Below are 24,855 nucleotides of genomic sequence, written 5' to 3' on the forward strand. Positions count from 1 at the left end.
AAGCTTTTACCGTCAACGAGCCCGTGTAGGTATAATTTGGTCGGGAATTTAGGATTCTTATTTCATACTCGCAGTGGGTGTCCCCATTGACATTGCATTTCACTTCGCGGACCGTTACTCTCTTCCCGTGTATTCTCGTAAGCGCGCCTTCCATTATTGCGCCTTCCAAATCGCATACCAGCTTCCCTTCCTGTGCCGGTAAACCTTCGCAAAAGCAATCATCGACAGCAACGCGGATCGTATTCTTGCTTCTTTCAACGATTCTCGGAATGCCCACCTTTAATTCCTCAAACTTGGCAAGAAGCTGCTCGAGCGAATTTGCCGGGATGCTTTCTCCGATTTTTCGCCCGATGGTGACCGTCGTTCCCTTGCCGCCCATCGGCAGGCCCTGGTACATTCCGATCAGCCTGATTGCGCGGAAAAGTTCAAGCGGCACCTGATCGCCCAACTTCTCCCTTGTGATCATCCTCATGTCCTCGAATGTAAATTCACCCATTCCGTCCGCCTCCCATCCCTGCTATATATTTTGGACGTGATTTCTAATCCAAGGCGAGGCGTTTGGCGTCCTCGTATAATGCCGTCATTCCTCCGTACAAGCTGTAGAAAAAGGAGTCCGGCGCGTCCAGCGAGAACGACAAATATTGCTTCGGGTCGATGCCGAGCATCCGCTCGAACAACGCCGCGCTGTCATAGGCGTAGAAACAGAAATAGGTGTACTCGAATTCGGGCATTTTCTCCACGATCGTCGTGATGTCATGCGCGTATTCCCGCGTTGATTTCCGCGCCTCCTCAATCATGGATAAAGCGTCCTCCAGCTGAACGGATATTTTGATCGTTTTCTCGTCGATGATATCGATCGCCGCCATCGAATCACTCCCTGTTTGATTGTACTGTCGGCAGGTCCGGCGGTTAACCCGGTTCCCGGCCTGCGCTATCCCTCGAAGCCCAATTCGTCCTTTGCCTTGTCGGACATCATGTGCGGAGTCCAGCGGGGCTCCCATACGACCTCGACCTGAACGGAACGCACCTCCGGCAGTTCCTTCAGGGCCCTTTCCACGCCGCCCACCATCATGTCATGCATCGGGCAGCCCGGCGTCGTCAGGGTCATCACGACGTGCGCCCCGCCCTCGTTGTACCGGACGTCGAACACCAGTCCGAGATCCACGATATTGATGCCCAGCTCGGGATCGTATACCTCGCCCAAGCGTTCCATCATACGGTCGATCATTTCCGAATGTTGCGTCATGCCGTTCACGGTCATCGCCTCCCAGGTCATTCTTTGCAGCTGCCCCTATCTCGTAAACACGCGGGCAATCATAAGCATATAGACGATCGCCGCAGCCGACAGCAGGCTCCCCGCCGCCGTGATGACGGAGGCGATATCCAGGCCAAGTCCGACCAGCAGTCCGCCCAAACCAATCGCCACAACGGACAGGCCCGTATGAACCGGCTTTTCCGCGAGCAGTTGCCCCATTGTCGGCACCTTTTTCTTGCCCGCGTCCGGTCCGTATTTATGGGTCCACCAGAGGAACGGGACGATTTTGGACAAATAGCCCATCATCGTAATCGCAACCCACCCGTACAGGTACACCCACAGGACAAACACGACGATCCTCTCATCCGCCGCAAGCTTCGGGTTGAACAGGTACGCAGCCGTGCTTGCCGCGCAGACCGCCAGCAGCAGCCGTGCTGACCAAACCGTCCACTTGATGCCGGCGCCGGGCGTTTTCTTGTGCTTGTGCCTGGCGATTTGCGAAATATGAATATTGTAGAAAGCAAGCCCGGCGGTCAGGAGCAGCAAAGCCGCGCCGACGAGCATCCGGGTGCCGGTCAAAAAGCCCGCCGCGCCGAGCAGCACCGCGGCGTTCCATGCCATGATCACCCACTGCTGCAGCTTCACCGGATAGCCGTGGGCCAAATAAAACATCGGCAGCAATTTGTAGCTGAAGCCCGTAATCAGCAGGCCGAACCAGCCGACCGTCCCGAGCCAGATGTGTGTGCCCAACCAGCGCTCGTGAAGCTCTCCGAGGATATCGAACCGGAAGCCCAGCCCCATCATCATGCCGCTTAGAGCGGTCAGGCACAGATAGCCGACGGCGCAGGCGGCGCTGATCGTAACCGGATTCCACTGCTTCGCTTTCCATAACGTCGCCCCTATGTTCCACGCGAAGAGAATGATGCCGGCAAAAGCCAATACGGCGAACGATGCGATCCACTGCGTTTGGACGGTACGGAACCCTGCCAGCAGGCCGGTCGTGCCGACCGTGAACAGCCCGTAATGGATCCAGCCCAGTTTACGGCTGTGCAGTTCAGTCTGCAGGACGACGTTGATGAGCTGGTAGACAGCGCCCATGGCTATCATCGTCGCCCACCCGAGCACGAGCAAATGGACGTGAAACCAGCCTTTTGCGCTTTCCGGCTCGCCGGCGATCCATCCCGCAAAATCGGCGAGCGTGAGCAGATGGAACAGGACGAAGCTGATCATCCCCGTGACAATAAACGCGAACGGCAATCGAAACATGTGCTTCTCACTCCCGGATTACGACTTGCGGATGGCCACCTTCGCGGATCCATCCTGCTGCTCCTCAATCTCATAGGCATAGCCTAGCGATTGCAGCTCCTCAAGGAGAAACACCGGGACCCGGTCGTTGTGAATGATAACCGTGTCGCCCTTCTTGACCTGCTCGAGCTTCTTCAGCGTGCGAGTCATCGGCGCCGGCGGCTGCAGCCCGCGATTGTCGAGAACGAAGGTGTCGGGCTCGCCCGCCGCATCCCCCTCGTGCGCGTCCGGTTGCGAATCGTCCGCCGGCAAGTCCGCTTCGTCCGGCAGCGCGCGGCTTTTGTGCACGAAGGTTGTGATCCAATGATCGTCTGCTAACCGGCGAACCGCGTTCCGATAGCCTTTCCCTTTCATCAGCATGAGAAGCGGCGTCGGTTTGAATGTGGCGTGCAGGATGAGCGTGTCATCCTTGCCCAACGTTTTGACCGTATCCATAATAAGCTGGAACGGCTCCAGCTTGTTGCGAAGCTGCGGCCTGACATCCAGTTCGACCGTTTTCGGCTCTGCCCGCATGGTTAGCCCTCCTTGAGAATGTTTTCACTAGCTGCTCTCATTGTAGGCCGAACCCGGAGCAAAGTTTGTGACGCGCCTCACATTTTTCGCCGATAAACCGCTTGCGGGCATGGGCAGCCCTTATTTCACCGCGCCTTCCGTCAGCCCCGAAATGAATTGCTTGCTGAACAGAAGGAAAATAACCAAAATCGGCAGCGTAGCCAGAACGGTGCCGGCCAAAATCATGGAGAAATCCTGATAATAAGCGCCGTTCAAATTTTTCAGCGCGATTTGCACCGTATGAACGCTGCGGTCCTTCAGGACGACAAGCGGCCATAGAAAGTCGTTCCACGACCCCATGAACGTGATGATTCCCAACGTTGCAAAGCCCGGTCTGATGGCAGGTACGACAATACTCCAGAACAGGCGAAAAGTCGAGCAGCCGTCGATCCGTCCCGCCTCAAGCAGCTCATTCGGAACGCTGGAGGAAATATACTGTCTCATCCAGAAAATGCCGAATGCATTTGCAATACCGGGGATAATTACCGCTTTCAGATCGTCAAGCCACCCCAGTTTGCTGATAATCATATAAGAGGGGATAAGCCCCAACTGGGCCGGCACCATCATCGAACCTACCAGAAATGCAAACAGCATGTTTCGTCCCGTAAAATTCAGTTTGGCAAAAGCGAAGCCGGCTAACGAACAGAAAAACAAAACGCCTGCCGTCAGTGTCGCGGATACGAAAAACGAGTTCATCAATGCCTTGTTGAAGTTTACATTTTCATATACTTTAATCAGGTTTTCAATGAATCTGCCGCCGGGGATCATGGCCGGAGGAAATTGGTTGATCGCAGCCGTCACGTTCGATCCGATGATGTACATCCAATAGAACGGAAACACGGATAACGCCGTAACGAGAATGAGAAACGAATAAAAAGCGATTCGTCCCAAGTTGAATGATGGTGATACTCTGGTCATATTCCTGTCCATCCCCCTAGTCTGCAGATTGAAGTTTTTTGGCAAAGAACATATTGACGAGCGAGAAGGCCACGATGATGAAAAACAGCATCCATGCGATTGCCGATGCATAGCCGAACGCCTGTCGTGCAAACGCTTCTTCGTAGAGCAGAAGCGTGATCGTCAAACCTTGCCCTTGCGAACCGCCTCCGGCGCCCGAGAACATTAACGGTTCAGCGAAAATTTGCATTCCGCCGATGGTTGAAAGAATGATCGTAAAGATGATCATCGGCCGCAGCAGCGGAATCGTAATGAAAAAGAACTGCTGCCGTTTCGTAGCGCCGTCGATCGTGGCCGCCTCGTACAGATCGTTCGGAATGCTCTGGAGACCTGCCAGATAGATAATCGCGTTGTAACCGGTCCACCGCCACATGACCATAGAAGAGATAGCCAGGTGGGTTCCCAAGACGGAGCTTCGGAAATCAATCGGGTCGATTCCGAACAAGGAAAGCACGTAATTAATCAAGCCGTAATGCTGACCGAACAGCGCCCCGAAAATGATGGCTACGGCAACCACCGAGGTAATGTTGGGCAGAAATACGCTGATCCGAAAAAATTCCCTGCCTTTCAGCATGGACTGATTCAGCAGAAAGGCCAGAATCAAGGCAAAGAACAGCTGCGGCAGCGTGGACAGAAACCAAATGCTGAAGGTATTGTAAAGCGACTTCCAAAAATACGGATCTTCCATAATGAATCTATAATTTTGCAATCCGATAAACGTTTTCGCGCCGACGATATTCCACTTGTGCAGCGAAACCCACGCCGTAAAGAACATCGGGAATACGCCGAACACGGCAAAAAGAATGAAGAACGGCGAAATGTACAAATACGCATTCAGGTGGTCTCTGATTCGCTGATTTAATCTCCGGTTCAGCGGCTTGGCCAGCATTGGATTGCCTCCCGTCGGAATAAAGTTTTCCCGTTTACACGCGTGCCCGTGATGGAAAAGGAGGCCGATGCACGAACATCAACCTCCTGCGCCATGCCTCTTATTTGCGCGACAATTGTCTTTCGATATCCTGGACGGCGGTATTCCAGGCGTCGTCCGGCTTTGCCTGCTTGTCTTCCACGCTCGTAATCGCTTTATTCAGTGTATCCTCCACCGTTTGGGAATCCGGACCTTCATAGACCGGTTTCACAAGCTTCGCCGCCTCCGAGTAAATTTGTCCGACCGGAGCATTCGAGAAATATTCATCCTTGAAGTTTTGGATATCCTCCGTCTCAAACAAGGCAGGAGTAGACGGGAAGTTGCCGTTTTTCTGGAATGTAACAAGCTGTTGCTCCGGCGAAAGCAGCCATTTGATCAGATTGTATGCTTCCTGCGGATATTTGGACTGCTTCGGAATGGTCAGGAACGAGCCGCCCCAGTTGCCCGAACCCTCCGGCATCAATGCGATATTCCATTTGCCCTTTGCATCCGGAGCGTTGGTTTTCATGAAGCCCATCATCCATGCCGGCGCCAGCTGAACCGCGAAATCGCCCTTTGTCATTCCTGTTCCCCATTCGGTAGACCATGTGTCGACGTTGGCGGTAATATTCGCTTCAATGGCTTTGTTGGCGTAGTCCCAGGCTTTCTTCACTTGCGGATTGTCCTTCAGAATCATGGTGCCGTCCGGTTTGAAGTATTTCTCGTCACCTTGGCCGACCATTACGGTAAGAAGGCTGGCCGCATTGTCGATCATGCCGACATTCGCTTTAGCGCGAACTTGTTTGCCGGCTTCGATAAAAGCATCCCACGTGTTGATTTGTGCGGTTACCTCCGCCGGATCCGTGGGCAGGCCGGCTTTCTCAAACACGTCGGTACGGTACGCCATTGCCATCGGCCCGATATCCGTCGGTATGCCAAGCAGGTTAGCCCCGTCGCCTGTCATGGCCTGCTTCCATTTCCAATCCATATAATCGCTTTCGAGATCTTCAGCATTCAATTCAAGCAAGTTGTAGAACTGCTCCGGATTGCTCTTGAACCTCTCGATGACTTTCACTTCCACCGCCGAAATGTCGGGCGCTCCGCTTCCTGCGGCCAGAGCGGTTTGCAGGTTGTTATGAACGTCGGCGAACGGAGAAAGCTGGATATCCAGTTCAATATTATTCTCGGCAGCGTATTGTTTCATCTGTTCTTCTATGCCCATGCCCGGCCATAGCCAAACCGTCAGCTTCACTTTTTTGTCCGCATTCCCTGAGGGGGCGGCTCCGGAAGCTTCCTCATTCGCCGGATTGCCCTCCCCCTTGCTCCCCGCGTTATTCGAGCCGGATGAACAAGCCGCAAGCGAGAAGACAAGCATCAGACATGCAACCATAACAGAAAGCCGTTTTACCACCCTGATTCCCCCTTTAAAATAGGTGCGCGTGGATTAGCGCCTATCTGAATCATAATGAAAACGCATTCATCATTCCATGTGGCTGGACTTAGATTTTTTGGACGCAATTCAGATTATTCCAAAAAAAATATCCCTCGTACATGAACCGCCAGACCGGATCATGTACGAGGGACGTCCCGAACGCTACGTCAAGTGGGCATCGCGATATTCGAACGGGGTCATACCGACCGTGCTTTTAAATAAACGGCTGAAATAGGCCTGATCGACGTAACCGACTTTCTCGCAGATTTGATAGATTTTGAGATTCGTGGTCGTCAGCAGCTGCTTCGATTTTTCCAGACGAAACCGGGTCACGTGGTGTGTAAACGTATGCCCCGTTTTGGCTTTCAACAAGCCGCTCAAATAATTCGGATTCACTTCCAATTGTTCGGCAAGCGAAGCGAGCGTAATGTCCTTCGTATAATGGGCTTCAATATAATCGAACGTCTGCCTCACCAGGCGGGGCACCGTCACCCGTTTCTCCAACAATCTTTGGTTATGGATCGGGTACAGTTTTTCATTTCGTCTGCGCTCGGCAAGCAGTTCCTCCACCGTATCGACGCGCTCCAATATGCTTTCCTTCGAGGCCGGCTTCAGTAAATAATCGAAAACCGAGACGCGAATCGCTTGCTGGGCATATTCAAAATCCGCATGGCCGGTAAGCAAAATCATGAACGTATCGGGATGATGGCGCTTCATATATCGGGACAGTTTGAGACCGTCCATATCGGGCATACGAATATCCGATATCACAAGATCTACCGGCTGCCGCGCAAGCCGTTCAACCGCTTCCCGGCCATCCTCCGCTTCCTCCACATCGTACTTCTTATCATGCAGCCGGATAACGCGCGACATGGAGCTCCGCACATGCGGTTCGTCGTCAACAATCAGGATCTTCATATCCCGTCCTCCCATCCGTCAATATTGCTCCAATTCACGTTCGGTTCGATCGATCGCATATTGCCAAGCTTCTTCCGGAGAAAGCAAGTGGTGCTCCATTTGCCAGATCGCGTCATTGAAAATTTTCGTGGCGATATAAGCGTATGGTCCCTCATAAAGCGGTTTCACCTTTTTCGCGGCCTGCGAATAAATGATGCCGACCGGTGCTCCGCTGAAATAGCCGTCTTTCTTCTCTTTTATTTTGTCATCGTCGAAGAGCGAGGGAGTGGAAGGAAAGTTGCCGTTTTGCACGAAAACATCCAATTGCCGGGACGGTGCGGTCAACCATTGAATCAATTGATAAGCTTCCTCGGGATGAGCGCCTTCCCGGGGCATGGTCAAGAAGGAACCGCCCCAGTTGCCGCCTGCTCCCGGGAGCTGCGCAATATCCCATTTGCCGGCGGCATCCGGCGCATTCTGTTTGATGAGGCCCATCATCCAGGCCGGGGCCAATACGACGGCGAATTCGCCTTTGTTTACACCGGCCTCCCACTCCGGCATCCAGGAAGGGATCTTGGCCGTCAAATCGCCGGCGGCCGCATCGGCGGCATATCTCCATGCCTGGAGCACTATCGGATTGCGCTCGGCTATAAAGCTGTCGGTATATTTGTCGAAATAAAGCATATCGGCCTGGCTTGCGACGCTTCGGTACACATTACCCAAATTATCGAACATCGCTTTGCCCGTTCTTTGCTTCACCCGTTTTCCCGCCTCGATCAGGTCATCCCACGTCCGAATGAGGCGAGCAACCGCTTCGCGATCGGTCGGCAATCCGGCTTCGGCGAAAATGTCCTTGCGATAGATCATCGCGAGCGGTCCGATATCGGTAGGCAAACCGAACAGAAACGAGCCGTCGACACCCTGGGCCTGCTGCCATTTCCAATCCAGATAGACGTTTTGCAGGCCGGCTGCCCCGTAATCGAACAAGTTGTAAAACCGGGAAGAAACCGTTTTGAAGCGGTCGATATAATTCGTCTCGATCAGACTGATATCCGGCGCGCCGTAACCGGCCGCGAATGCCGTACGAAGATTGTCATGCACATCTTCGAATTCGCCGGTTTGAACGGTGATCTTCAAATCGGGGTTTTCCTGCTGGTAGATGGCAATCAATCTTTCCAGACCGGTTCCGGGCCATAGCCACACGGTCAGCTCGGTCTGCCCGGTTTCCGATACGCTGCGAATCTTCGAGGCATCAGGCACCTTGTACGACGTACAACCGGCAAGTATTAGACCAAGCAGAACCAGTGCCGCGCATATTTTCGGAAATTGCGGCATATTAGCCTCCTCCCACCGGGAGCGTAACTTCGGCACGAAGTCCCCCGAGCGAACTGTTCGCCAACCGAATGCCATATTCCTTGCCGTAAATCAACCCGATCCGATGGTGCAAATTGGCAAGACCCAATCCGGTATGCATGATATCGATAGGATCGTTGCCTTTGCCGAAGCTCAATGCCTCTTTCATTGCCTTTTCCGACATGCCGATGCCGTTATCCTCTACGATAAACCGGATTTTGTCGCTATCAACCGTCGAGGCGGCAATCCGGACCAGCCAAGGGCGGCCTTTGACGGTCTCCAGACCGTGCGTGACGGCATTTTCGACCAGCGGCTGCAGCAGCAGCTTCATGATCCGGCAATCCAGAACCCGCTTGTCGACATCCAACTCCAACTGAAGCTTGTCCCCATATCGGGCGTTTTGCAGCAGCATATACCTCTTCAACTGCTCAAGATCTTCTTTCACCGTGACCATCTCGGAGCCGGGTTGGATGCTGTAGCGCAACAAATCGCTCAAAGTCAGCACCATCTGCGCGACTTTGTCCTTTCCTTCGTTGATCAGCTCCCAGTAGATCGTATTTAACGAATTGTACAGAAAATGGGGCCGAAACTGCGCTTTCAAGGCGACGATCTGGGCCTGCTTCTCGGTGATTTGCTTATCCGACAAGTCTTTGACCGTCCGATCCAGATTCCTGACCATGTTGTTAAAGCTTTCATACAAAACGGCGACCTCACGGTTAACGAACGGCCCCTTGGACGGCTGGACCATGCCCTTGTTGACTCGTCCTAAACGCATGGCCAAGTACTGGATCGGTTTCGAAACCGACCAGGAGTAGAATGCCGTGATTAGAATAGCGGCTGTCAGCCCAACGACACCGATAATAAATACCGCTCTTTGAATTTTCAGGACGTCCCGAATCGCAACCGGCACTTCAATATAGGAGGCGATCGTCAAGCCGCTGTATTCCGAAGAGGTATAGGAAATGTACGTTTGGGTGCCGTTCATGCGCGTAGAGATGACATCCGTCTTGCTCTTGCCCACTTTTTGCCGAAGGCTGACGTCGAGCTCGGTTCCGATCTCCTCGCGGTTGGTGGAATAAACAATGATGCCGAGCTCGTCGATCAGTTGGACTTTGCGGGTGTCGTCGATATTGTTTTCTTGCAAAAGCCTTCCGAGCGCTTCCACCGGAAAGACGATAAACAGATGTCCGATTTTTTGAAACGACGTCCAGCTGTTCAACTCCCGAACGCCTACTACCGCCGGAATTTTCCCATTCCGCCATGCCGGACCGGAAAGCCAAAGAACGCGTCCCCGGTTATTTTGCAATGCAGGATACCAGGAGGCGCTTGTCATGTCGCTCCTCGTACGCCAATAAGTAGTAAGCGAGTTCCTGCTGTGATACATGGTTCCTTCCGCATCCATGATGGAAATGCCGAGTTCCGTTCCGCTATAGCGGCTTTGCTCTTTCATGAACCTTTCGATTTCAGTGGGCGTTGTTTTGTTCGGTCTGCCGCGGTCAATGTTCGTTAGATAGGTCTGGATAAGAGGGTTAAATGCGATCATCTGGGATGTCTGATCGAAGTCTCTGAGCATCACATCCATTTTGCCTCGCATTTGAATAATCGATTCCAGCAGCAGCAAGGTCGTCTTCTCTAAAATGATTTGGGAGGAATAGCGATAGGTGAAAAAACCGGTAATCGACATGACCGCAATGAAAATGAGCGAAAAACCGGCAATCAGCTGGACGATCAAAGGTATTTTTTTGGTCATCATCTCTGTCCTTTTCAATAACATAACCGCAGTATAGTACGACCAGGTGTCGATTTGAATGCGCTTTCTTTTTAGTATAATAGGTATTGGGCGTTTTGCATATAAAATATCCGCACAATGCCGGGATACAAAAAGAAACCACATGCTGTACCCGCATGCGGCCATAGCCTCGTTTATGCACCGAAAGCAATCAGCAACTCAAAAAAAAGAGAAACCGCGACAGACCGCCGCGGTTTCTCTGCTCAGTCAAATCAAAGTGATCTTGTAAACCAGTTGCGCATCAGCATCAGTCGATTCAAATACTTTACCGTGGAGCATCACCCCGCCCGCTTCCCGTACCGGAACCGACAAAAACTGCTGTTCGTTCATGTAAAACAGCAAGCTCTCCCGATCCTCCGAATAGGCGATCCGGTGCAGCATAACCACCTTCGGCGGGGCAACGGGATCCTCTCCCGCCCGGTCTTCAATGCGCAGCTCAGCAAACCGTCCGCGCCAATGCGACAACTCCGCCGGCCAATCCATCGCGGCACGGCTCATTGTCGTTTCACCCTGCAGCAGCCCGCGTCTTCCTTCGGAATAACCTCGAGCCGGTAGCCGTTCAGCCATTGCCAGCAGTCCGACAGAGCCCGGGCCTCGAATGCGTCCATCCATTCCTCTTCCGTTCCGATCGCGCTCAACCCATTGATTTCAGCGACAGCGATGTCAAGCTCCCCCTGACGTTTGCGGTCGACGGCCCATTTGGCCTCTCCGTCGAACAGCCTGCGCAGCTCCCGCTCGATTTCCGCATGGAAAAAGCCGGTATCGTCAGCCTGCCTGATAAAGCAAAGATCAAATTGGTATTCGCTAGGCACCGATTTCACTTCCCTCAGTCTGCCATCCGCCTCTGACTCCGGTAATGTCGCTGAACATGCCGGTGTAGTAGACGATATCGCCCGCGTCGTTCCGCACGGCGCTGATGGTCAGCCATTCCAGGTAAACTTCGCCGTTTTTGCGCCGGTTCCAGATTTGCCCCTGCCAGAAGCCCTGCTCCCGGATGTCCTTCCACATCCCGGCATAGAACTCCCGGTCCTGCCGGCCGGATTTCAGCACGCTCGGCTTCTTGCCGACCACTTCCTCGGCCTCATATCCGGTCAGCCTCGTGAAGGAAGCATTGACGGAGACGATCACGCCTTTCGTGTCGGTGACCATGATGCCTTCCACCGTATGCTCGATGATGCGCCGGGAAAGCCCCAGCTTCTCCTGATAGAACAGCCACACGACCAGAATAAAGCTCGCAAGCGCGAATTGGGACAGCGCCATGAACCCGATGGCGTATTGGCCCGTAATGCTGAACAGCAGGGTCAGAAGCAGCGGCGGGAAAAACCCGCCCAGCCCGCCCATCGCCGAGATGATGCCGTTGGCGATGCCGGCCTGCTTCGTGAAATAGAGCGGCACCAGCTTGAAAATCGTGCCGTTGCCCGTCCCCGCGCAGAGGGCGACCGTCAGGCAGCCGACCGTGTACCAGACGATGTCCGGCGCAAACGACAGCAGCACGGCGGAGACGGTCAAACCGGCAAACACGGCCATCAATATTTTGAACGGATTGAATTTGTCGCCGAGCCATCCGCCGATCGGGCGCATCGCGGTGGCCAGCACGATAAAGCCGGCGGTGCGCATGCCGGCGTCCACCTTGGCCAGCCCGAAATTGGTGACGAGGAAGTTCGGCAAGTAAATGGTAAAGGCGACGAACGCGCCGAACGTAATGAAATAAAACAGGCACAGCAGCCAAAGCTTCTCGTTCCGGGATACCTCTTTGATTTGTTTGGCGAGCGGGGTTTTCACCTTCGGCTCGTTCTTGTCCCCTGCCGCGAAGTTCATGGCCGCGAGCGCAATCAGCAGGATGCTGTATGCGAGCACGGTTTTGGACCAGCCGATCTGTGCCGCAAGCACCGGAGCGCCGAACGACGAAAGGGCGGTTCCCAAGTTCCCGATCCCGTAAATGCCGTTGACGAAGCCGTGCCTTTCCTTCGGGTAATACTTCGGCAAGGAGGTCACGCCGACCGAGAACACCGCGCCCCCGATGCCGAGAAAAAATCCGCCGACGATCAGGTCGGCGAAAGAATCGGCTTGGCTCACCCAATAGACGGGCGCGAGCAGAAATACAAAGCTGATCATGAACAGCTTGCGGGCCCCGAACCGGTTGGTCCAATAGCCGACCGGAATCCGCATCACGGAGCCGAACAATACCGGAATGGCGGTCACCCACGTCAATTGGCCCGGTGTCAGCGAAATCTCTTCTTTAATGAACGGCATCAAGGAAGAGAGAATCACCCATACCATAAAGCCGAGCACGAGGCTCGCCGTTTGCAGCGGAAGCTGGCGTCTGCCTGCGTTCATACGCGATCACGTTCCCTTCTATAGATCCACAGCGCGACTGGAAACAACAACACATTGATTAAAGCAAGCGTCACGACCAAACCGTATTTCTCGTAAAAGAATGCGTTGACGACCGTCTGGGTGACAACGATGCTCAGGAACAGGACGATGCACAGGTAAATAACGCCCCTCCAGCTACGTTTCATACCGTTTCACTCCCGTCGCGTACACGGCTCCTTCGGCCGTCTCCAGCGTAATTTCCGGCAGCGGCCGCTGCGGCGGGCCGGCAATCGGTATCCCCGTTTGCACATCGTACAGTCCGTGGTGGCAGGGGCACACCAGCTTCCCCTTCTCGCCGCTCCAGAATACCGGGCATTTCAGATGCGTACACGTATTCTGGTAAGCCTTATACTCGTTGTCTCCGAGTTTGACCAGCAAAGCGGAATCATGCTTCTCCGGGTAAGCGAACTCGACGGCTTCGCCGACTTTGATCGCGCTCGTATCCGCAATTTTGGCTTTCGCATACGTTTTTTTGTCCAGACCCGTCAGCTCGCGCGCGGCAATCGCGCCCCAAGGCAAAGTCGATACGGCGAAAACGCCTGCGGCGCCGGCCATCATTTTCATAAAGCTGCGCCTGTCGAGCTTGCGCTCACCGTCTTTTCGGATGTTGTGCGTATAGTTGTCTTCCTGAAAAGGCACGTTCGGCTGCTCCTTCCGGTCCTTGCTGTCCATATACCGCCACCTCCTCATGCATTCAATGGATTCAAAACAGCTTTTGCCTTCCCTGCAGGATTCCAGGGAGACTGACCTTCACGTTCGTTTCCCCTTCGAGCGCGTCGAACGGATCGCGGCTTGCCGACCATTGGCCGAGACGGTGCTTCGCCTGCTTCGCGGCCAGCTCTTCTTCCGTCAGCCATTGCAGCGTATTCGTCGGGCAAACGGAGGCGCACATCGGCGGAATGCCTTCCTTGGTGCGGTCGTAGCACAAATCGCATTTATACATCAGGTTCTGCTCTTCATCGAACTTCGGTATGCCGTAAGGGCAGGCGATCGTGCAGTTCTGGCAGCCGATGCATTTCTCGACCAAGGCCGATAAGACGGCCCCTTCCGCGGTTACCTGTATCGCTTGCGCCGGACAGCTGCGGGCGCAAGCCGGATTGACGCAGTGCAGGCACATGAGCGGGATCGTCTGCCGGTCGACGAGCGGGTTGACGTCATACACATAGTTGCGGTTGCGCTCGTCGTGTCCGCCGCACTGCGTGCAGGCGGCAAGGCAGCTGCGGCAGCCGATGCAATTGTCCATCTCGATGTATAGATGCTGTTTCATCGCTTGCCTCCAGTCGCCTCGTACACAGGCTGCTTCCGGCCGTCTGCCGTCTTCTGAATTTGCGCGGCGCATACTTTGAATTCGGGCATTCTCGACATCGGATCGAGCGCCGGAATCGTCAGCAGGTTGATCGATTGCTCGTGCCCGAAATGATAAGGGACGAACACCGTGTCGGGCCGGATCGCCTCGATGATTTTCACTTTATAGAACGCTTCGCCGCGCCTTGTATGCAAGCGGACGACTTCCTCATGCTCGATGCCGTACAGCCTGGCTGTTTCCGGGTGCACCTCGACGTACGGCTCGGGGCACATATCCCGCAGGAACGGAATGCGGCGTGTCTGGTTGCCGGACAGGTAGTGGTAGACGACCCGTCCCGTCGTCAGCCGCAGCGGATACTGCTCGCAAGGCTCCTCGGCCGGCGGACGGTACGGCAGCGCGCATAATTTCGCTTTGCCGTCCGGGTGATAGAACCGTTTATCCAGAAACATGCGCGGCGTTCCCGGATCCTCCTCGTCCTTGCAGGGCCAGAAAACCCCATTCTGGCGGTCGATTTTCTCCCAGGTCGCGCCGTAATAGTCGGCATACCCGCCCTTGGTGGCCAAGCGGAATTCGTCGGCCACGTCCTTTGCCGTCTTGAGATGACGGAAATATTGCCCGCGGCCGAGCCTTTCGGCCAGTTCGACCTCGATCAGCCAATCCGGCTTCGACTCGCCGACCGGCTCCTGCGCCTTGTTGATCTTGATGATCCGGCCCTCCAGATTGGTGACCGTTCCTTCATCCTCCGACCACGAGGTCGAGGGCAGCACGACATCCGCAAACTCCGCCGATTCCGACAAATAAAGATCGGAGCACACCATGAAATCGAGATCCTTCAGCACGGCGCGCACGTAATTCTGGTTCGGCGCCGATACGGCCGGATTGGAGCATAGCAGATAGAGGCCGCGAATCGTCTTCTTCTCCATCAGCTCGAACATTTCGTATGCGGACACGCCCGCTTCCGGCATTTCCTCCGGGGAGATGCCCCACACCTTGCACACTTCCTCGACGTGCTTCGGGTTCGTGATCTTGCGGTAGCCGGGGAGCAGATCCGACTTCTGGCCGTGCTCCCGGCCGCCCTGACCGTTTCCTTGGCCCGTAAACGTGGCCACGCCCGACTTCGGCCGGCCGATTTTCCCCGTTACCAGACACATATTCGTATAGCCGGATACGTTGTCCGCGCCTTTCTGCTGCTGCTCGATGCCGCGCGCGAACATGACGACCGCGTTCGGCGCCTTGCCGTAAATTTCCGCGGCACGGATCAGCTTCTCCGGCGCAATGCCTGTAATCTCGCTCGTATACTCCGGAGTAAATGCCTTGACGACCTCGGCCATCTCGTCATAGCCGTTCGTATGCTCGCGCACGAACGCTTCGTCGGCATGCCCGTTCTGAATCAGCAGGTTCACCATGCAGTTCGCGAGCGCAAGATCGGTTCCCGGCCGGAGATCCAGGTGGATGTCGGCGCGGCGCGCGATCGGCGTCTCCCGCGGATCGGCGACGATCAGATAGCCGCCGCGGTTCTGGACCTCCCACACGCGGAACATCGAGGTCGGGTGGCACTCGGCCGTATTGCTGCCGGCAATGAACAGGCAATCGGTTTCGTGCAGATCCGTCCAGGGCAAGGTGGAGCCGCGGTCCACGCCGAACGTGCGGAGGAAGCCGGCCGCCGCGCTCGACATGCAGAAGCGGCCGTTGTAGTCGATGTATCTCGTCTGCAGGGCGACCCGCGCGAATTTGCCGGTCAGGTAGCATTTTTCGTTCGTCATCGATACGCCGCTGAATACCGACACGGAATCTTTGCCGTACTGCTTCTGCAGGCTTTGGAAGCGATTTACGATCAGATCGTAGGCTTCCTCCCAGCTCGCTTCACGGAACCCTTCTTTCGTACCCTTCGTCGAAGCATCGTCACGGATCAGCGGCTTCAGCAAGCGGTCCGGATGATTCGTCTGCTGGTAGGCGGTGACGCCCTTGGGACACATTTTGCCGAGCGTCACCGGCCAGTCGTAGCGCGGCTCGACGCCGATGATTTTATTTGAAGCCGTATCCACCCTTAAGTTCATGCCGCACTGCATGCCGCAGTACGAGCAATGCGTCTTGACCAGGCGCTCGTTCGGATGCGTTTTATTCGCGATAACCTTGAAAAATTTATCCTCTGGCATTCTGGTTGGCCTCCTTGACTGGAATCGTGTGGGTCGGAACGCCGGAGAACCGGGACATGCGGTATTTTCTGCGGCACGGCAGGCAAAGCTCGGCAAGGTTGAAGCCGTCCTTCATATCGAATTGCATATGGTTCTTCTTCAATACCTCGATCACGTCGTTCGACTGCTCTACCGAAACGAACGGCGTGCCGCACACCTTGCAGGGCTTCATCGCCTGCTCGCCGTAATGCTCCCGGTAATTGCGGGCAAATACGCTCATCGGGCGGAACGGAATGTGCGCCAGCTTGCCGAAGGGCAAATAGATCAGCGTCACGATCACCGCCCATTGATGAATCAACGAGACCACCGGCTGCCCCCAGCCGCGGAGAAAAAGGTTCTGGAAAGTCATGATCAGTCCGGTAATGCTGACGAACAGCAGCAAATACAGCGGCAGGAAATCGTAAACGAACGTCTGCTCGGCCCTGGCCTGCATGTTTTTAACCCGGCGGTAGAGCGCCATGCAGACTCCTCCGATCACCATTACCGCCGTAATGTTGAGCGCGTTGTAGAACAGATACCCCAGAAAGCCGTCCGCTTTGATCCGCATCAGGTCAATCCCGAATGCCACAACCGTGTACGTGCGGTTCTCTTCCATCGTAAAATACATCCAGCCGAACACCAGCGGAAAAGTAACGAGCGCCGACAGGATGCAGCCCCATCCCAGCAGCACGTGCTGCGTCCAACGGTACCACCCGCGGTTCCAGATGAAGCGGTAGGTGACCAGGTGCTCGGCCGTCGTTTGCGGCGTGCTTCTTCGGAAAAGCAGCTTGATCCCTTTTTTCAGAATGATTTTGGTCGGCGGCCGCTCCCCCCACGCGATGAAACGGTAGAAAAAACCGCAGATGAAGACGAACGTGCCCACCATGTACCCGTAAAGAGCAAGATCCACGTGGACGAACAAGCGGGAGCCGATGTACATCAGGACAAGAAGCGCGCTGACCGTCAGGAACACGGACTTTGCAAACTTGGAGGCAAAAGCTCGATCCATTCTCAATTCCCCTTTTAATTGGCGTTTACCGGTTATGTATAGTAGATCACACCCCCGACAAGTCCTACTGTGACAAATGTCACGCCGGAGACGGGCAATGCCTTTTCGTCAATTTTCGGTCACAAAATGCCGTCCGTTTCCTGAAGAACGCCGCCCCTCCCGGAACGGCGTGCTTTGTCGTCAACCGATGCGCTCCAGCCGCGGAAAAAGGATGTTGTTCTCCAGATGGATATGCTCGAACAGATCCGATTCCAGCTGCGCCAGCTTTTGGTACGTCAATGTGAACGTCCTGCAGGCATCCGGCGGCAGCGTGTAGTCCGAGGCGATAAAACGCATCACCTTCAATATGTCGCCGACCTTGCCGTGCTCGGCCTCCAGCTCCCCGATCGCTTGAAGCGCCGTTTGCAGCGCCGACCGGGAGCCGGTGTCCCCATATTGCACGATATAAGGAAACACCTCGTTCTCCTCCGCGGCCAGATGCTCCTCCAGCTCGCCCTTCATCAGCCCGAACAATTGGGCCATTTCCCTGATTTCCGGATGCCGCTGCCCGTGCACCCGTACAATTTTGCCGATGAACTCGTCAAGCAGCGGAAGCTCTTCCTTCAGATAGGCATGATGCTTATACACGATATGCGCGATCAGATCGCCCAGCGTTTCATTCCGCCAGTCCTTGGGCGGCTGCTCCTCCGCAGCCAGCATGAACAGCATATTCAGCCTTTCGACAAAAGCGGCCTGACCGATGCTCTGCTCCTGAAGGACGCTGCTGAGCTTGCGGTCGCCGCCGCAGCAAAAATCGATCCGATACTCTTTAAGCAAATTGCTCGCTCCCGGAAAATCGGACACAATCTCGCCGATCGATTCCTCTCCGGTAAAAACGGTCTTCATCAATAAACACCTCCCGGCCTCCACGTTATAAAAAAAATGGCGGTCCATTTGTGAGCGGGAACACAAATTTCGCCATCTGTCACGCAACTGTCACAGGATAGCCGATTTCCGCACAACTTGCCGCTTTTGTGAGCCATCTCACCGTACGTTGCCCGAAAACGGCTTACAATGTTTATCGTTGACGGTTACACGAAAGGAAGGGATCCCGATGCAGCATTCGGCGGCTCCGCGCCATTACGACGATTACCCTTTTATCGTCATTTGGGAGGTTACGAGAGCTTGCGCCTTGAAATGCCTGCACTGCCGGGCCGAGGCGCAGTATAAACCCGATCCCCGGCAGCTGTCCCTGCAGGAAGGCAAGCGGCTGATCGATCAGGTCGCGGACATGGAGCAGCAGCCGCTCTTCGTGTTTACGGGCGGGGATCCCCTGATGCGGGCCGATCTGTTCGAGCTTGCCGACTACGCGATCCGGGAACAAAAGCTGCCGGTGTCCATGACGCCGAGCGCAACCCCGAAAGTGACGAAAGAGGCGATCCGGAAAGCGAAGGAAGTGGGGCTTTCCCGCTGGGCATTCAGCCTGGATGGGTCCAGCGCCGAGATCCACGACCATTTCCGGGGGACGAAAGGCTCCTATGAGATGACGATGCGGGGGATCGGGTACCTTCAGGAATTGAATATTCCGCTGCAAATCAATACGACCGTATCGAACTACAACCTGCACGATCTGCCCCGCATCGCCGGGAAGGTGGAGCGGATGGGCGCCGTGCTGTGGAGCCTGTTCTTTCTTGTGCCGACAGGCAGAGGCCAACAGAAGGACATGATCACGCCCGACGAGCATGAGGAAGTGATGCGCTGGCTGCATGGCATGGGCGAGCAGGCGCCGTTCGGCATCAAGACCACCGAAGCGCCGCATTACCGCCGGGTGGCCGCGCAGGAGAGAAGCCGCCGCGACCCCGCCGCGCGGCAAGTGAGCCAGCATGCCCTGCCGCCGATGAGACGGGCGGACGGGCTGGGACGGGCGCCGAAAGGCGTGAACGACGGGGACGGCTTCGTGTTTATCAGCCATACCGGGGAGGTTTATCCGAGCGGCTTCCTGCCCGTCTCCTGCGGCAACGTCCGGCAGAGCCCGCTGCTGGACATTTACCGCGACTCGCCCGTCATGCGCCGGCTGCGCGACAAATCGCTGCTCAAAGGCAAATGCGGCGCCTGCGAATTCAAGTCGCTGTGCGGCGGCTCGCGGGCAAGGGCCTATGCGGTGACGGGCGACTATCTGGAAAGCGATCCCGCCTGCTCTTACATCCCCAAGGGGTTCGCCGACGTACCGGCTTTATCGAGAAAGCCGGTTAAGCCATGAAAAGACAAAAGACCGAATCCTGTCGACATGACGGGATTCGGTCTTTTTTATTCGGCGCCGGTTCACTTCTCGTTCCACTGCTTCAACGCTTCCAGGTCGTATATGACAAAGCCCGCCCGGCTGATTTCGATGATGCCGTCCTTGCGAAGCTGGTTCAACAGCCGGCTTACCGTCTCGCGCGTCGTTCCGATCGTATTGGCGAAATCCTGGTGGGTCATCGGAATCGAGATCCGGATTTGTCCGTCGACCTCTTTCCCGTAGTTTTCCGCCAGCTTGATGAGAAACATCTGCCCGCGGTTTTGCACGTCCTGGCCTGTAAGCTCCTGCAGCTTTTTTTGCAGCTCGTTTATTTTTTCGCTCAAGACGCTCATAATTTTGATGGCGACGCCGTGCCGGCTCGACAGAAACTGTTCGAATGGCCGGACGGGCAGCGCGATCAGAACGGCGGGCACGATCGCTTCCGCGGTGGCCGGATAAGGATTGGAGTTGAACAGCCCCGTGTGCGGAAACATATCCCCTTTCTTTAGAAACGATACGATATGCTGATGGCCGTTCTCGTCCGTTTTGTACGTTTTCACCAGTCCGGTCTGGATGAAGTACACCGCTTCCTTGTCGCCGCCTTCGTTGAAAATAACCGACTTCTTCCGGTAGCTTCGCCCGATCGCAAAAAGGCTCAGCTCCTCCATCTCTTCGGCCGTCAAATCCCGGAATAACGGGACCTGGCGCAATATTTGCTTCGCGTATTTCTCTTCGGCCATGCCGTCCACCCCTTTATTCGATCATAATGCACGGTCGGCAAAATGACAATTGAAAAAAGGGAATCCGCGTTTTGGCAGGCAAGCTGTCCCTGACGAAGTTTGGGGAAATGGGTAAATACTTTATTTCTCTTCCGCCCATCCCATAGTGTTTAAGCTGTCGGTTATCGAAGCTAAATGTTGTTTGGTTTCATCGGTACCCAATTCATAAATATAATTGTAGATTTCCTTTAAATAATAATCATACCGATCGTTTGAATTGTCGTGATGGTAAGGAATGGCAAGATATTGAGCTCGAAAAAAACAATTATGGTCGGACTCCTTGAGCATAACAAATAATTTTCTCAGTTTTTCAATTTCTTCTGAATTTGCTTCGATCTCCAATTCATATGCTGCGTCACCTTGTTGTTCCATAATGGTTTGGCCTTGAACCGAAATGTAGTATTTTTTCTTTTCCATAAGTTTGATTCCCCCGTCTACCATTTATAAAAAAAACCTAAGACGATTGCGCCGAGAATGACGATTATGGGAAAAAGCACGTAGGCTACAATGCCTGGATTCGTTCTGACAGGATTGTTAAGTAATTTTTTGTCCACGCCCATATCCCATTCTTTGTTTTGTTGTTTTCTTATAAGGTTAACGGACAAGACAAAAGCGATTAAACAAACAACGGCCCCAATGAAGATGAATGTATTGACCAATTTAATCACCAGCCTCTGCAACAGTTTCCTTGTTAGTGTCTCGATACGCGTGCTTCCTTATACATCGGAAAAATGGTTCGAGCGCATCGATCGTTCGTAGAAAAAAAGGCCGCGGATCCGCGGCCTTTTGCATTCAACTGTTCGCCCATTTTTCCCCGATTTGACAGACATGTTTAAAGCGGTCTGCGGGGAGAGGGAGGACGTTATCCGGCGACTTTGCCGATCTTGACCTGAAACAGCTCGGGTCCCCGCTCCAGGTAATCCCAGGAAAACCGGCCGCCTCTCGTGGCCTGGAACTGAAAGAACAATGGCTTCGGATCGTGGTCGTTGATCAGCAGCAGCGCTTCCCCTTCCTCCAGCTCGTCAAACGTTTGAAAAATAACCTTATGCTTTAATTGCGGCGGGTATTCCGGAGCTTTGATTACGGCGGCAAATTCGCTCACACTGTTTCCTCCTCGTTTACTTGTTGTCGTTTCGGTTTCATTATAAGCACCCCGCCCCGGCCGCTTTGTGAGGCAGATCACGCAAAACGAAAACAGTTCGTGATCTTTGTCATATCCGGCTCCTGCTATCGGTGCTAGATTAATGGCAGCCGATTGAGAAGGAGCAGATCCATGACGTCTAATCCGAGGAAGCATATCGCCGTTATCGGCGGAGGGATCACCGGCCTTTCCGCCGCTTATGAACTCATGGCAGGGACCTCCGCGGCCGATTGCCCCGTACGCGTCACTGTAATTGAGAGAAGCGGCAGGCTCGGAGGGGCCGTTCAAACGGTCGCGCGCGACGGGTTTATTATTGAACAAGGACCCGATTCCTTTCTGTCCCGCAAGCCCGCCGCCGTCAAGCTGATCCGCGCGCTCCGCCTGGAGAACGATCTGGTTGGCATGAATCCCGCCGCCGGCAAAAGCTTCATCTACCTGAACGGCCGGCTGCAGGCGGTTCCCAAGGGGCTCATGCTGGGCATACCGACCCGGCTGAAGCCGTTTCTGTCAACGGGCCTAATCTCTTTCAAGGGGAAAGCCCGCGCCTCCCTGGACCTGGTATTGCCGGGAACGAAGCACGGCGGCGACGTTTCGCTGGGAAGCCTGATCGAAGGACGGCTCGGCAAAGAGGTAGCCGATTCCCTGGTCTCGCCGATTCTGGCCGGCATCTATGCCGGCGACCTGCACCGGCTCAGCACGGCGGCTACTTTCCCGCAGCTGCTGGACATGACCGCCCGCCACCGGAGCCTCATTATGGGAATCGTCAAAGGCCGCGGCAAGGGCGCGCCTTCCGCCCCGGCTTCGGGCACGGAGCTGCCGCAGCATCTGCGCGGCAGCATGTTTCTGAGCTTGAAAAGAGGCTTGCGGTCGATCGTCGACCGGTTAAGCGAGGAACTGATCCGTATGGGGGCGGACATGAAGACGGGGACGGCCCTCGAGTCCATAGGGCGGATCGGCAACGGATACAAGCTTCGCCTTGCGGATCAATCCGTTATCGCGTGCGACGGCATCGTGTTTGCCGGTCCCGCAGAGGAAGCCGCCGGGCTGCTGCAGCCGTTCGGCCTTGGCAGCATCGCCGGGCTCCGGCAGGTGCCGGACGTGTCGGTAGCGAACGTGGTCATGGCTTTTGAAGGGCGGAGCTTTCCGAAGCCGCTTGAAGGGTCGGGCTTCGTCGTGCCGCGCAAGGAGAAGATGAGCATCACGGCCTGCACCTGGGCATCGTCCAAATGGAACCATACGGCTCCCGAAGGAAAGGTGCTGATTCGCGCCTATGTCGGACACGCCGCCGACGAATCCCATCGTAATGTGGATGACGAAGAACTGTCCCTCATGGTGATGAAAGACTTGAGCCGAGTGACCGGTACGCTTGATGCGCCGCTGTTCAAGCTCGTAACCAGGCATCCGCTGGCGATGCCGCAATATTTGCCGGGCCATCTGGAGCGCATACAAGCCGTCGAGCGGGAGCTCGAAGACCGGTGTCCGGGTCTCGTGCTCGCAGGCAGGTCCTATCGGGGAGTCGGCATCCCCGACTGTATCGATCAAGGCGTCAAAGCGGCCGGGAAGGTGCTGGGGCAGCTTGGCTTGCATCCGCCGACCTGAGACGATCGGCGGATGTCTAGGCGCCCTCGGATTGCGCGCCGACGCCGAGGCGCCGTCCGATCCGTTCGGCGGGCGCCGGCTTCCCGACGAAATATCCCTGTACGATGCAGCACCGGCGGGTTTTGAGAAAAGCAATCTGTTCCTCCGTTTCAACGCCTTCGGCAACAATTTCCATATTTAATTGCCGGCCTAAATGGATGACCGCTTCCGTAATCGCCGCATCCTTCGAATCTTCAGGGATACCGAAAGTAAACGACTTGTCGATCTTCATTTCATCAATCGGAAAATGCTTCAGATAGCTTAACGATGAATAGCCGGAGCCGAAATAAAGCCTGATGCCGATGCTCGGGCTGATCGTGATTTCATTGCCTTCTATGAAGAACGGGGTCGCCAAACGGTCTATAATCGACTGAGCCGTATCCGCGCACGCGCGGCTGCCTTTGCCGGACCGGACCACGATAAATTCGTCTCCTCCGAATCTGGCGATCAGGCCGTCTTCTCCGACAATGCTTTTCAGACGACCGGCGACACCCTGCAGCAGAAGGTCGCCAATCTCATGGCCGAACGTATCGTTCACATATTTGAAACGGTCCAGATCGACAAACATGACCGCTATCTCTTCCTTTGCGGCTGCCGCCAGCGAAATTTGCCCGGACAAATGCGCATACAGTTTTTTACGGTTGGGCAACCCGGTCAGCACATCATGGTAAGCGATATGGTGCAGTTCCTCGGTTTTGCGCTCCAGCTCCGCCGTTCGCTGCTTCACCTTTTCTTCGAGGCTTTCCGAAAGCTTCTGCAGCCTGCCGAACAGCTTCTCATTTTCCGATAAAGATACGAATTGCCTCGTAATGATTAGCGACATCGTGATCAACAGCCCCACTTCGATGCTCTCGATTCTTCGGTTGATATGGGAGAAAAAGACGATGATCATCAATCCGATAACGCTCACGGTAAAAATAATGTTGTTGTTGTATTTTTCCCGGATGATATCGTGGGGATGAACCGGCTGCTCATGCTCGTGCTTGGCCGCATACAAACCTGAAAATCCTTTCAGGAGAACCGTTAAAGTCCACAGCGGCTCGAGCAGGCTTCCCTCCTTATAGGTTTCATAGAGCGATACGTATACATAAATCGAATCCGCCGCGATTTGAGTCAGAAATCCGAAGGCAATGACCATCAGCACTTTCGACCGGTATTGGGAGTTGATCAATAAATATACGGTGGCGAAAAGCAAACCCAAATCCAGGATCGGGTAAGCGATGAAGACCAGTCGTACGGCCATCGGGACGGAGGAGAACGTTAAGGCGGGCCCGATAATAAAGTACCAGCTCAAGCTGGCGGCTACGGTCATCAGAATGATAATATTAAACAGAAAGATGACGGTGTGGGACTTTCGCTTTATGCTTTTCGTTTTGATGATCAGGGCTGCCAGAAAAAACAGGTATTGCATCAGCCACAAGGCGTTCGTCCACCCGGCAAACGGTACGGCTTCTTGCAAAATGAAATGGTAATAAAGAGAAAAGACGTAAGCGGCGACGGCAAAAAGATTAGCCACACATAAGAGCAGCCAGAAAAACCTGCCTTGGCCCCGGGTTGCCCGGTAGGTTCTCCACAACCACGCAAAGCAGCTGCGGAAAAGCCAATTGCACCAAGCAATCCTGCCGGGGAATGTCGATATTTCCCAAAACCCTTCTCCTCTTCAAGGGGAATTTGCTTGGTTTTTAATTTCTGTAAGGTTTTGTTCTGCGTCATCCGACCTAGATTTCT

27 protein-coding genes are annotated in these 24,855 nt (G+C 54.8%); 2 read left to right on the plus strand and 25 right to left on the minus strand.

Features of this window, described 5'->3' with window-relative positions; genetic code table 11:
* The 20 genes from RWM61_RS05130 to ric all read right to left on the minus strand — a co-directional run.
* A partial coding sequence (locus RWM61_RS05130) for a V4R domain-containing protein (RefSeq protein ID WP_313998123.1) occupies positions 1-496 on the minus strand: 496 nt, incomplete at its 3' end.
* Positions 497-539: 43 nt separating this feature from the next.
* Positions 540-866, minus strand: a complete 327-nt coding sequence (locus tag RWM61_RS05135; protein WP_313998125.1) for a hypothetical protein — start codon at positions 864-866, stop codon at positions 540-542.
* 65 nt (positions 867-931) lie between these two features.
* Positions 932-1,246, minus strand: a complete 315-nt coding sequence (locus RWM61_RS05140; RefSeq protein WP_313998294.1) for a metal-sulfur cluster assembly factor — start codon at positions 1,244-1,246, stop codon at positions 932-934.
* 45 nt (positions 1,247-1,291) lie between these two features.
* Positions 1,292-2,521 carry a hypothetical protein gene (locus tag RWM61_RS05145; RefSeq protein WP_313998127.1) on the minus strand — a complete coding sequence of 410 codons (1,230 nt, stop codon included), beginning with the start codon at positions 2,519-2,521 and terminating at the stop codon, positions 1,292-1,294.
* A gap of 18 nt (positions 2,522-2,539) precedes the next feature.
* Positions 2,540-3,073 (minus strand): DUF2249 domain-containing protein, encoded by a 534-nt coding sequence (locus RWM61_RS05150; protein ID WP_313998130.1) that lies wholly within the window; start codon positions 3,071-3,073, stop codon positions 2,540-2,542.
* 120 nt (positions 3,074-3,193) lie between these two features.
* A complete protein-coding gene (locus RWM61_RS05155; protein WP_313998132.1) occupies positions 3,194-4,030 on the minus strand; it encodes a carbohydrate ABC transporter permease in 837 nt (278 codons plus the stop codon).
* Positions 4,031-4,046: 16 nt separating this feature from the next.
* Positions 4,047-4,958, minus strand: a complete 912-nt coding sequence (locus tag RWM61_RS05160; protein ID WP_313998134.1) for a sugar ABC transporter permease — start codon at positions 4,956-4,958, stop codon at positions 4,047-4,049.
* Positions 4,959-5,058: 100 nt separating this feature from the next.
* On the minus strand, positions 5,059-6,387 hold the full coding sequence (locus RWM61_RS05165; RefSeq protein ID WP_313998136.1) for an extracellular solute-binding protein: 1,329 nt from the start codon (positions 6,385-6,387) through the stop codon (positions 5,059-5,061).
* A gap of 183 nt (positions 6,388-6,570) precedes the next feature.
* Positions 6,571-7,326 (minus strand): response regulator, encoded by a 756-nt coding sequence (locus tag RWM61_RS05170; protein ID WP_313998138.1) that lies wholly within the window; start codon positions 7,324-7,326, stop codon positions 6,571-6,573.
* Positions 7,327-7,344: 18 nt separating this feature from the next.
* Positions 7,345-8,640 (minus strand): ABC transporter substrate-binding protein, encoded by a 1,296-nt coding sequence (locus RWM61_RS05175; protein WP_313998140.1) that lies wholly within the window; start codon positions 8,638-8,640, stop codon positions 7,345-7,347.
* A 1-nt stretch (position 8,641) separates the two neighbouring features.
* Complete coding sequence (locus RWM61_RS05180) at positions 8,642-10,408, minus strand: sensor histidine kinase (protein ID WP_313998143.1); 1,767 nt, start codon at positions 10,406-10,408, stop codon at positions 8,642-8,644.
* Positions 10,409-10,654: 246 nt separating this feature from the next.
* The gene (locus RWM61_RS05185) at positions 10,655-10,945 is read right to left on the minus strand and encodes a hypothetical protein (protein ID WP_313998145.1); all 291 of its coding nucleotides are present in this window, start codon (positions 10,943-10,945) and stop codon (positions 10,655-10,657) included.
* Positions 10,942-11,259: a hypothetical protein gene (locus RWM61_RS05190; protein ID WP_313998147.1), complete on the minus strand. Its 318-nt coding sequence runs from the start codon at positions 11,257-11,259 to the stop codon at positions 10,942-10,944. Before RWM61_RS05190 ends, RWM61_RS05185 begins: the two co-directional genes overlap by 4 nt.
* Positions 11,252-12,784, minus strand: coding sequence for an MFS transporter (locus tag RWM61_RS05195; RefSeq protein ID WP_313998149.1), 1,533 nt, complete (start codon positions 12,782-12,784; stop codon positions 11,252-11,254). Before RWM61_RS05195 ends, RWM61_RS05190 begins: the two co-directional genes overlap by 8 nt.
* Entirely contained in the window at positions 12,781-12,969 is a 189-nt protein-coding gene (locus RWM61_RS05200; RefSeq protein ID WP_313998151.1) for a hypothetical protein, read from the minus strand. The genes RWM61_RS05195 and RWM61_RS05200 overlap by 4 nt, the downstream gene beginning before the upstream one ends.
* Positions 12,959-13,495 (minus strand): Rieske 2Fe-2S domain-containing protein, encoded by a 537-nt coding sequence (locus tag RWM61_RS05205; RefSeq protein WP_313998153.1) that lies wholly within the window; start codon positions 13,493-13,495, stop codon positions 12,959-12,961. The genes RWM61_RS05200 and RWM61_RS05205 overlap by 11 nt, the downstream gene beginning before the upstream one ends.
* Before the next feature lie 31 nt (positions 13,496-13,526).
* On the minus strand, positions 13,527-14,090 hold the full coding sequence (locus RWM61_RS05210; RefSeq protein WP_313998156.1) for a 4Fe-4S dicluster domain-containing protein: 564 nt from the start codon (positions 14,088-14,090) through the stop codon (positions 13,527-13,529).
* Positions 14,087-16,285, minus strand: a complete 2,199-nt coding sequence (locus RWM61_RS05215) for a molybdopterin oxidoreductase family protein (RefSeq protein ID WP_313998158.1) — start codon at positions 16,283-16,285, stop codon at positions 14,087-14,089. Before RWM61_RS05215 ends, RWM61_RS05210 begins: the two co-directional genes overlap by 4 nt.
* On the minus strand, positions 16,272-17,312 hold the full coding sequence (locus tag RWM61_RS05220) for a hypothetical protein (protein ID WP_313998159.1): 1,041 nt from the start codon (positions 17,310-17,312) through the stop codon (positions 16,272-16,274). The genes RWM61_RS05215 and RWM61_RS05220 overlap by 14 nt, the downstream gene beginning before the upstream one ends.
* Before the next feature lie 180 nt (positions 17,313-17,492).
* On the minus strand, positions 17,493-18,197 hold the full coding sequence (gene ric, locus RWM61_RS05225; protein WP_313998161.1) for an iron-sulfur cluster repair di-iron protein: 705 nt from the start codon (positions 18,195-18,197) through the stop codon (positions 17,493-17,495).
* Between the two features lie 208 nt (positions 18,198-18,405).
* Between ric and RWM61_RS05230 the strand changes: the two genes are divergently transcribed.
* Positions 18,406-19,551, plus strand: coding sequence for a TIGR04053 family radical SAM/SPASM domain-containing protein (locus tag RWM61_RS05230; RefSeq protein WP_313998163.1), 1,146 nt, complete (start codon positions 18,406-18,408; stop codon positions 19,549-19,551).
* A 62-nt stretch (positions 19,552-19,613) separates the two neighbouring features.
* Here the strand turns inward: RWM61_RS05230 and RWM61_RS05235 are convergent, their stop codons facing one another.
* From RWM61_RS05235 to RWM61_RS05245, 3 genes are all read right to left on the minus strand, one after another.
* On the minus strand, positions 19,614-20,309 hold the full coding sequence (locus RWM61_RS05235; RefSeq protein WP_313998166.1) for a Crp/Fnr family transcriptional regulator: 696 nt from the start codon (positions 20,307-20,309) through the stop codon (positions 19,614-19,616).
* A gap of 120 nt (positions 20,310-20,429) precedes the next feature.
* Positions 20,430-20,765 carry a hypothetical protein gene (locus tag RWM61_RS05240; protein WP_313998168.1) on the minus strand — a complete coding sequence of 112 codons (336 nt, stop codon included), beginning with the start codon at positions 20,763-20,765 and terminating at the stop codon, positions 20,430-20,432.
* A gap of 445 nt (positions 20,766-21,210) precedes the next feature.
* Positions 21,211-21,450 (minus strand): DUF2249 domain-containing protein, encoded by a 240-nt coding sequence (locus tag RWM61_RS05245; protein WP_313998170.1) that lies wholly within the window; start codon positions 21,448-21,450, stop codon positions 21,211-21,213.
* A 171-nt stretch (positions 21,451-21,621) separates the two neighbouring features.
* Between RWM61_RS05245 and hemG the strand changes: the two genes are divergently transcribed.
* On the plus strand, positions 21,622-23,088 hold the full coding sequence (hemG, locus tag RWM61_RS05250; protein WP_313998171.1) for a protoporphyrinogen oxidase: 1,467 nt from the start codon (positions 21,622-21,624) through the stop codon (positions 23,086-23,088).
* A 16-nt stretch (positions 23,089-23,104) separates the two neighbouring features.
* Here the strand turns inward: hemG and RWM61_RS05255 are convergent, their stop codons facing one another.
* Both RWM61_RS05255 and RWM61_RS05260 read right to left on the minus strand, forming a co-directional pair.
* Positions 23,105-24,538 (minus strand): bifunctional diguanylate cyclase/phosphodiesterase, encoded by a 1,434-nt coding sequence (locus tag RWM61_RS05255; protein ID WP_313998296.1) that lies wholly within the window; start codon positions 24,536-24,538, stop codon positions 23,105-23,107.
* Positions 24,538-24,840, minus strand: a complete 303-nt coding sequence (locus RWM61_RS05260) for a hypothetical protein (RefSeq protein ID WP_313998173.1) — start codon at positions 24,838-24,840, stop codon at positions 24,538-24,540. Before RWM61_RS05260 ends, RWM61_RS05255 begins: the two co-directional genes overlap by 1 nt.
* Positions 24,841-24,855 lie beyond the last annotated feature (15 nt).

It is taken from the genome of uncultured Paenibacillus sp., assembly GCF_963515335.1.
In the GTDB taxonomy this organism is placed as follows: Bacteria; Bacillota; Bacilli; order Paenibacillales; family Paenibacillaceae; genus Paenibacillus_I.

What these genes read in the sequence shown, in the direction of transcription:
- RWM61_RS05135 (WP_313998125.1), bottom strand. Translation starts at nt 866, where the DNA reads ATGGCGGCGATCGATATCATCGACGAGAAAACGATCAAAATATCCGTT.
- RWM61_RS05140 (WP_313998294.1), bottom strand. Translation starts at nt 1,246, where the DNA reads ATGACGCAACATTCGGAAATGATCGACCGTATGATGGAACGCTTGGGC.
- RWM61_RS05145 (WP_313998127.1), bottom strand. Translation starts at nt 2,521, where the DNA reads ATGTTTCGATTGCCGTTCGCGTTTATTGTCACGGGGATGATCAGCTTC.
- RWM61_RS05150 (WP_313998130.1), bottom strand. Translation starts at nt 3,073, where the DNA reads ATGCGGGCAGAGCCGAAAACGGTCGAACTGGATGTCAGGCCGCAGCTT.
- RWM61_RS05155 (WP_313998132.1), bottom strand. Translation starts at nt 4,030, where the DNA reads ATGACCAGAGTATCACCATCATTCAACTTGGGACGAATCGCTTTTTAT.
- RWM61_RS05160 (WP_313998134.1), bottom strand. Translation starts at nt 4,958, where the DNA reads ATGCTGGCCAAGCCGCTGAACCGGAGATTAAATCAGCGAATCAGAGAC.
- RWM61_RS05170 (WP_313998138.1), bottom strand. Translation starts at nt 7,326, where the DNA reads ATGAAGATCCTGATTGTTGACGACGAACCGCATGTGCGGAGCTCCATG.
- RWM61_RS05175 (WP_313998140.1), bottom strand. Translation starts at nt 8,640, where the DNA reads ATGCCGCAATTTCCGAAAATATGCGCGGCACTGGTTCTGCTTGGTCTA.
- RWM61_RS05180 (WP_313998143.1), bottom strand. Translation starts at nt 10,408, where the DNA reads ATGACCAAAAAAATACCTTTGATCGTCCAGCTGATTGCCGGTTTTTCG.
- RWM61_RS05185 (WP_313998145.1), bottom strand. Translation starts at nt 10,945, where the DNA reads ATGAGCCGTGCCGCGATGGATTGGCCGGCGGAGTTGTCGCATTGGCGC.
- RWM61_RS05195 (WP_313998149.1), bottom strand. Translation starts at nt 12,784, where the DNA reads ATGAACGCAGGCAGACGCCAGCTTCCGCTGCAAACGGCGAGCCTCGTG.
- RWM61_RS05200 (WP_313998151.1), bottom strand. Translation starts at nt 12,969, where the DNA reads ATGAAACGTAGCTGGAGGGGCGTTATTTACCTGTGCATCGTCCTGTTC.
- RWM61_RS05205 (WP_313998153.1), bottom strand. Translation starts at nt 13,495, where the DNA reads ATGGACAGCAAGGACCGGAAGGAGCAGCCGAACGTGCCTTTTCAGGAA.
- RWM61_RS05210 (WP_313998156.1), bottom strand. Translation starts at nt 14,090, where the DNA reads ATGAAACAGCATCTATACATCGAGATGGACAATTGCATCGGCTGCCGC.
- RWM61_RS05215 (WP_313998158.1), bottom strand. Translation starts at nt 16,285, where the DNA reads ATGCCAGAGGATAAATTTTTCAAGGTTATCGCGAATAAAACGCATCCG.
- RWM61_RS05220 (WP_313998159.1), bottom strand. Translation starts at nt 17,312, where the DNA reads ATGGATCGAGCTTTTGCCTCCAAGTTTGCAAAGTCCGTGTTCCTGACG.
- ric (WP_313998161.1), bottom strand. Translation starts at nt 18,197, where the DNA reads ATGAAGACCGTTTTTACCGGAGAGGAATCGATCGGCGAGATTGTGTCC.
- RWM61_RS05230 (WP_313998163.1), top strand. Translation starts at nt 18,406, where the DNA reads ATGCAGCATTCGGCGGCTCCGCGCCATTACGACGATTACCCTTTTATC.
- RWM61_RS05235 (WP_313998166.1), bottom strand. Translation starts at nt 20,309, where the DNA reads ATGGCCGAAGAGAAATACGCGAAGCAAATATTGCGCCAGGTCCCGTTA.
- RWM61_RS05240 (WP_313998168.1), bottom strand. Translation starts at nt 20,765, where the DNA reads ATGGAAAAGAAAAAATACTACATTTCGGTTCAAGGCCAAACCATTATG.
- hemG (WP_313998171.1), top strand. Translation starts at nt 21,622, where the DNA reads ATGACGTCTAATCCGAGGAAGCATATCGCCGTTATCGGCGGAGGGATC.
- RWM61_RS05255 (WP_313998296.1), bottom strand. Translation starts at nt 24,538, where the DNA reads ATGCAATACCTGTTTTTTCTGGCAGCCCTGATCATCAAAACGAAAAGC.
- RWM61_RS05260 (WP_313998173.1), bottom strand. Translation starts at nt 24,840, where the DNA reads ATGACGCAGAACAAAACCTTACAGAAATTAAAAACCAAGCAAATTCCC.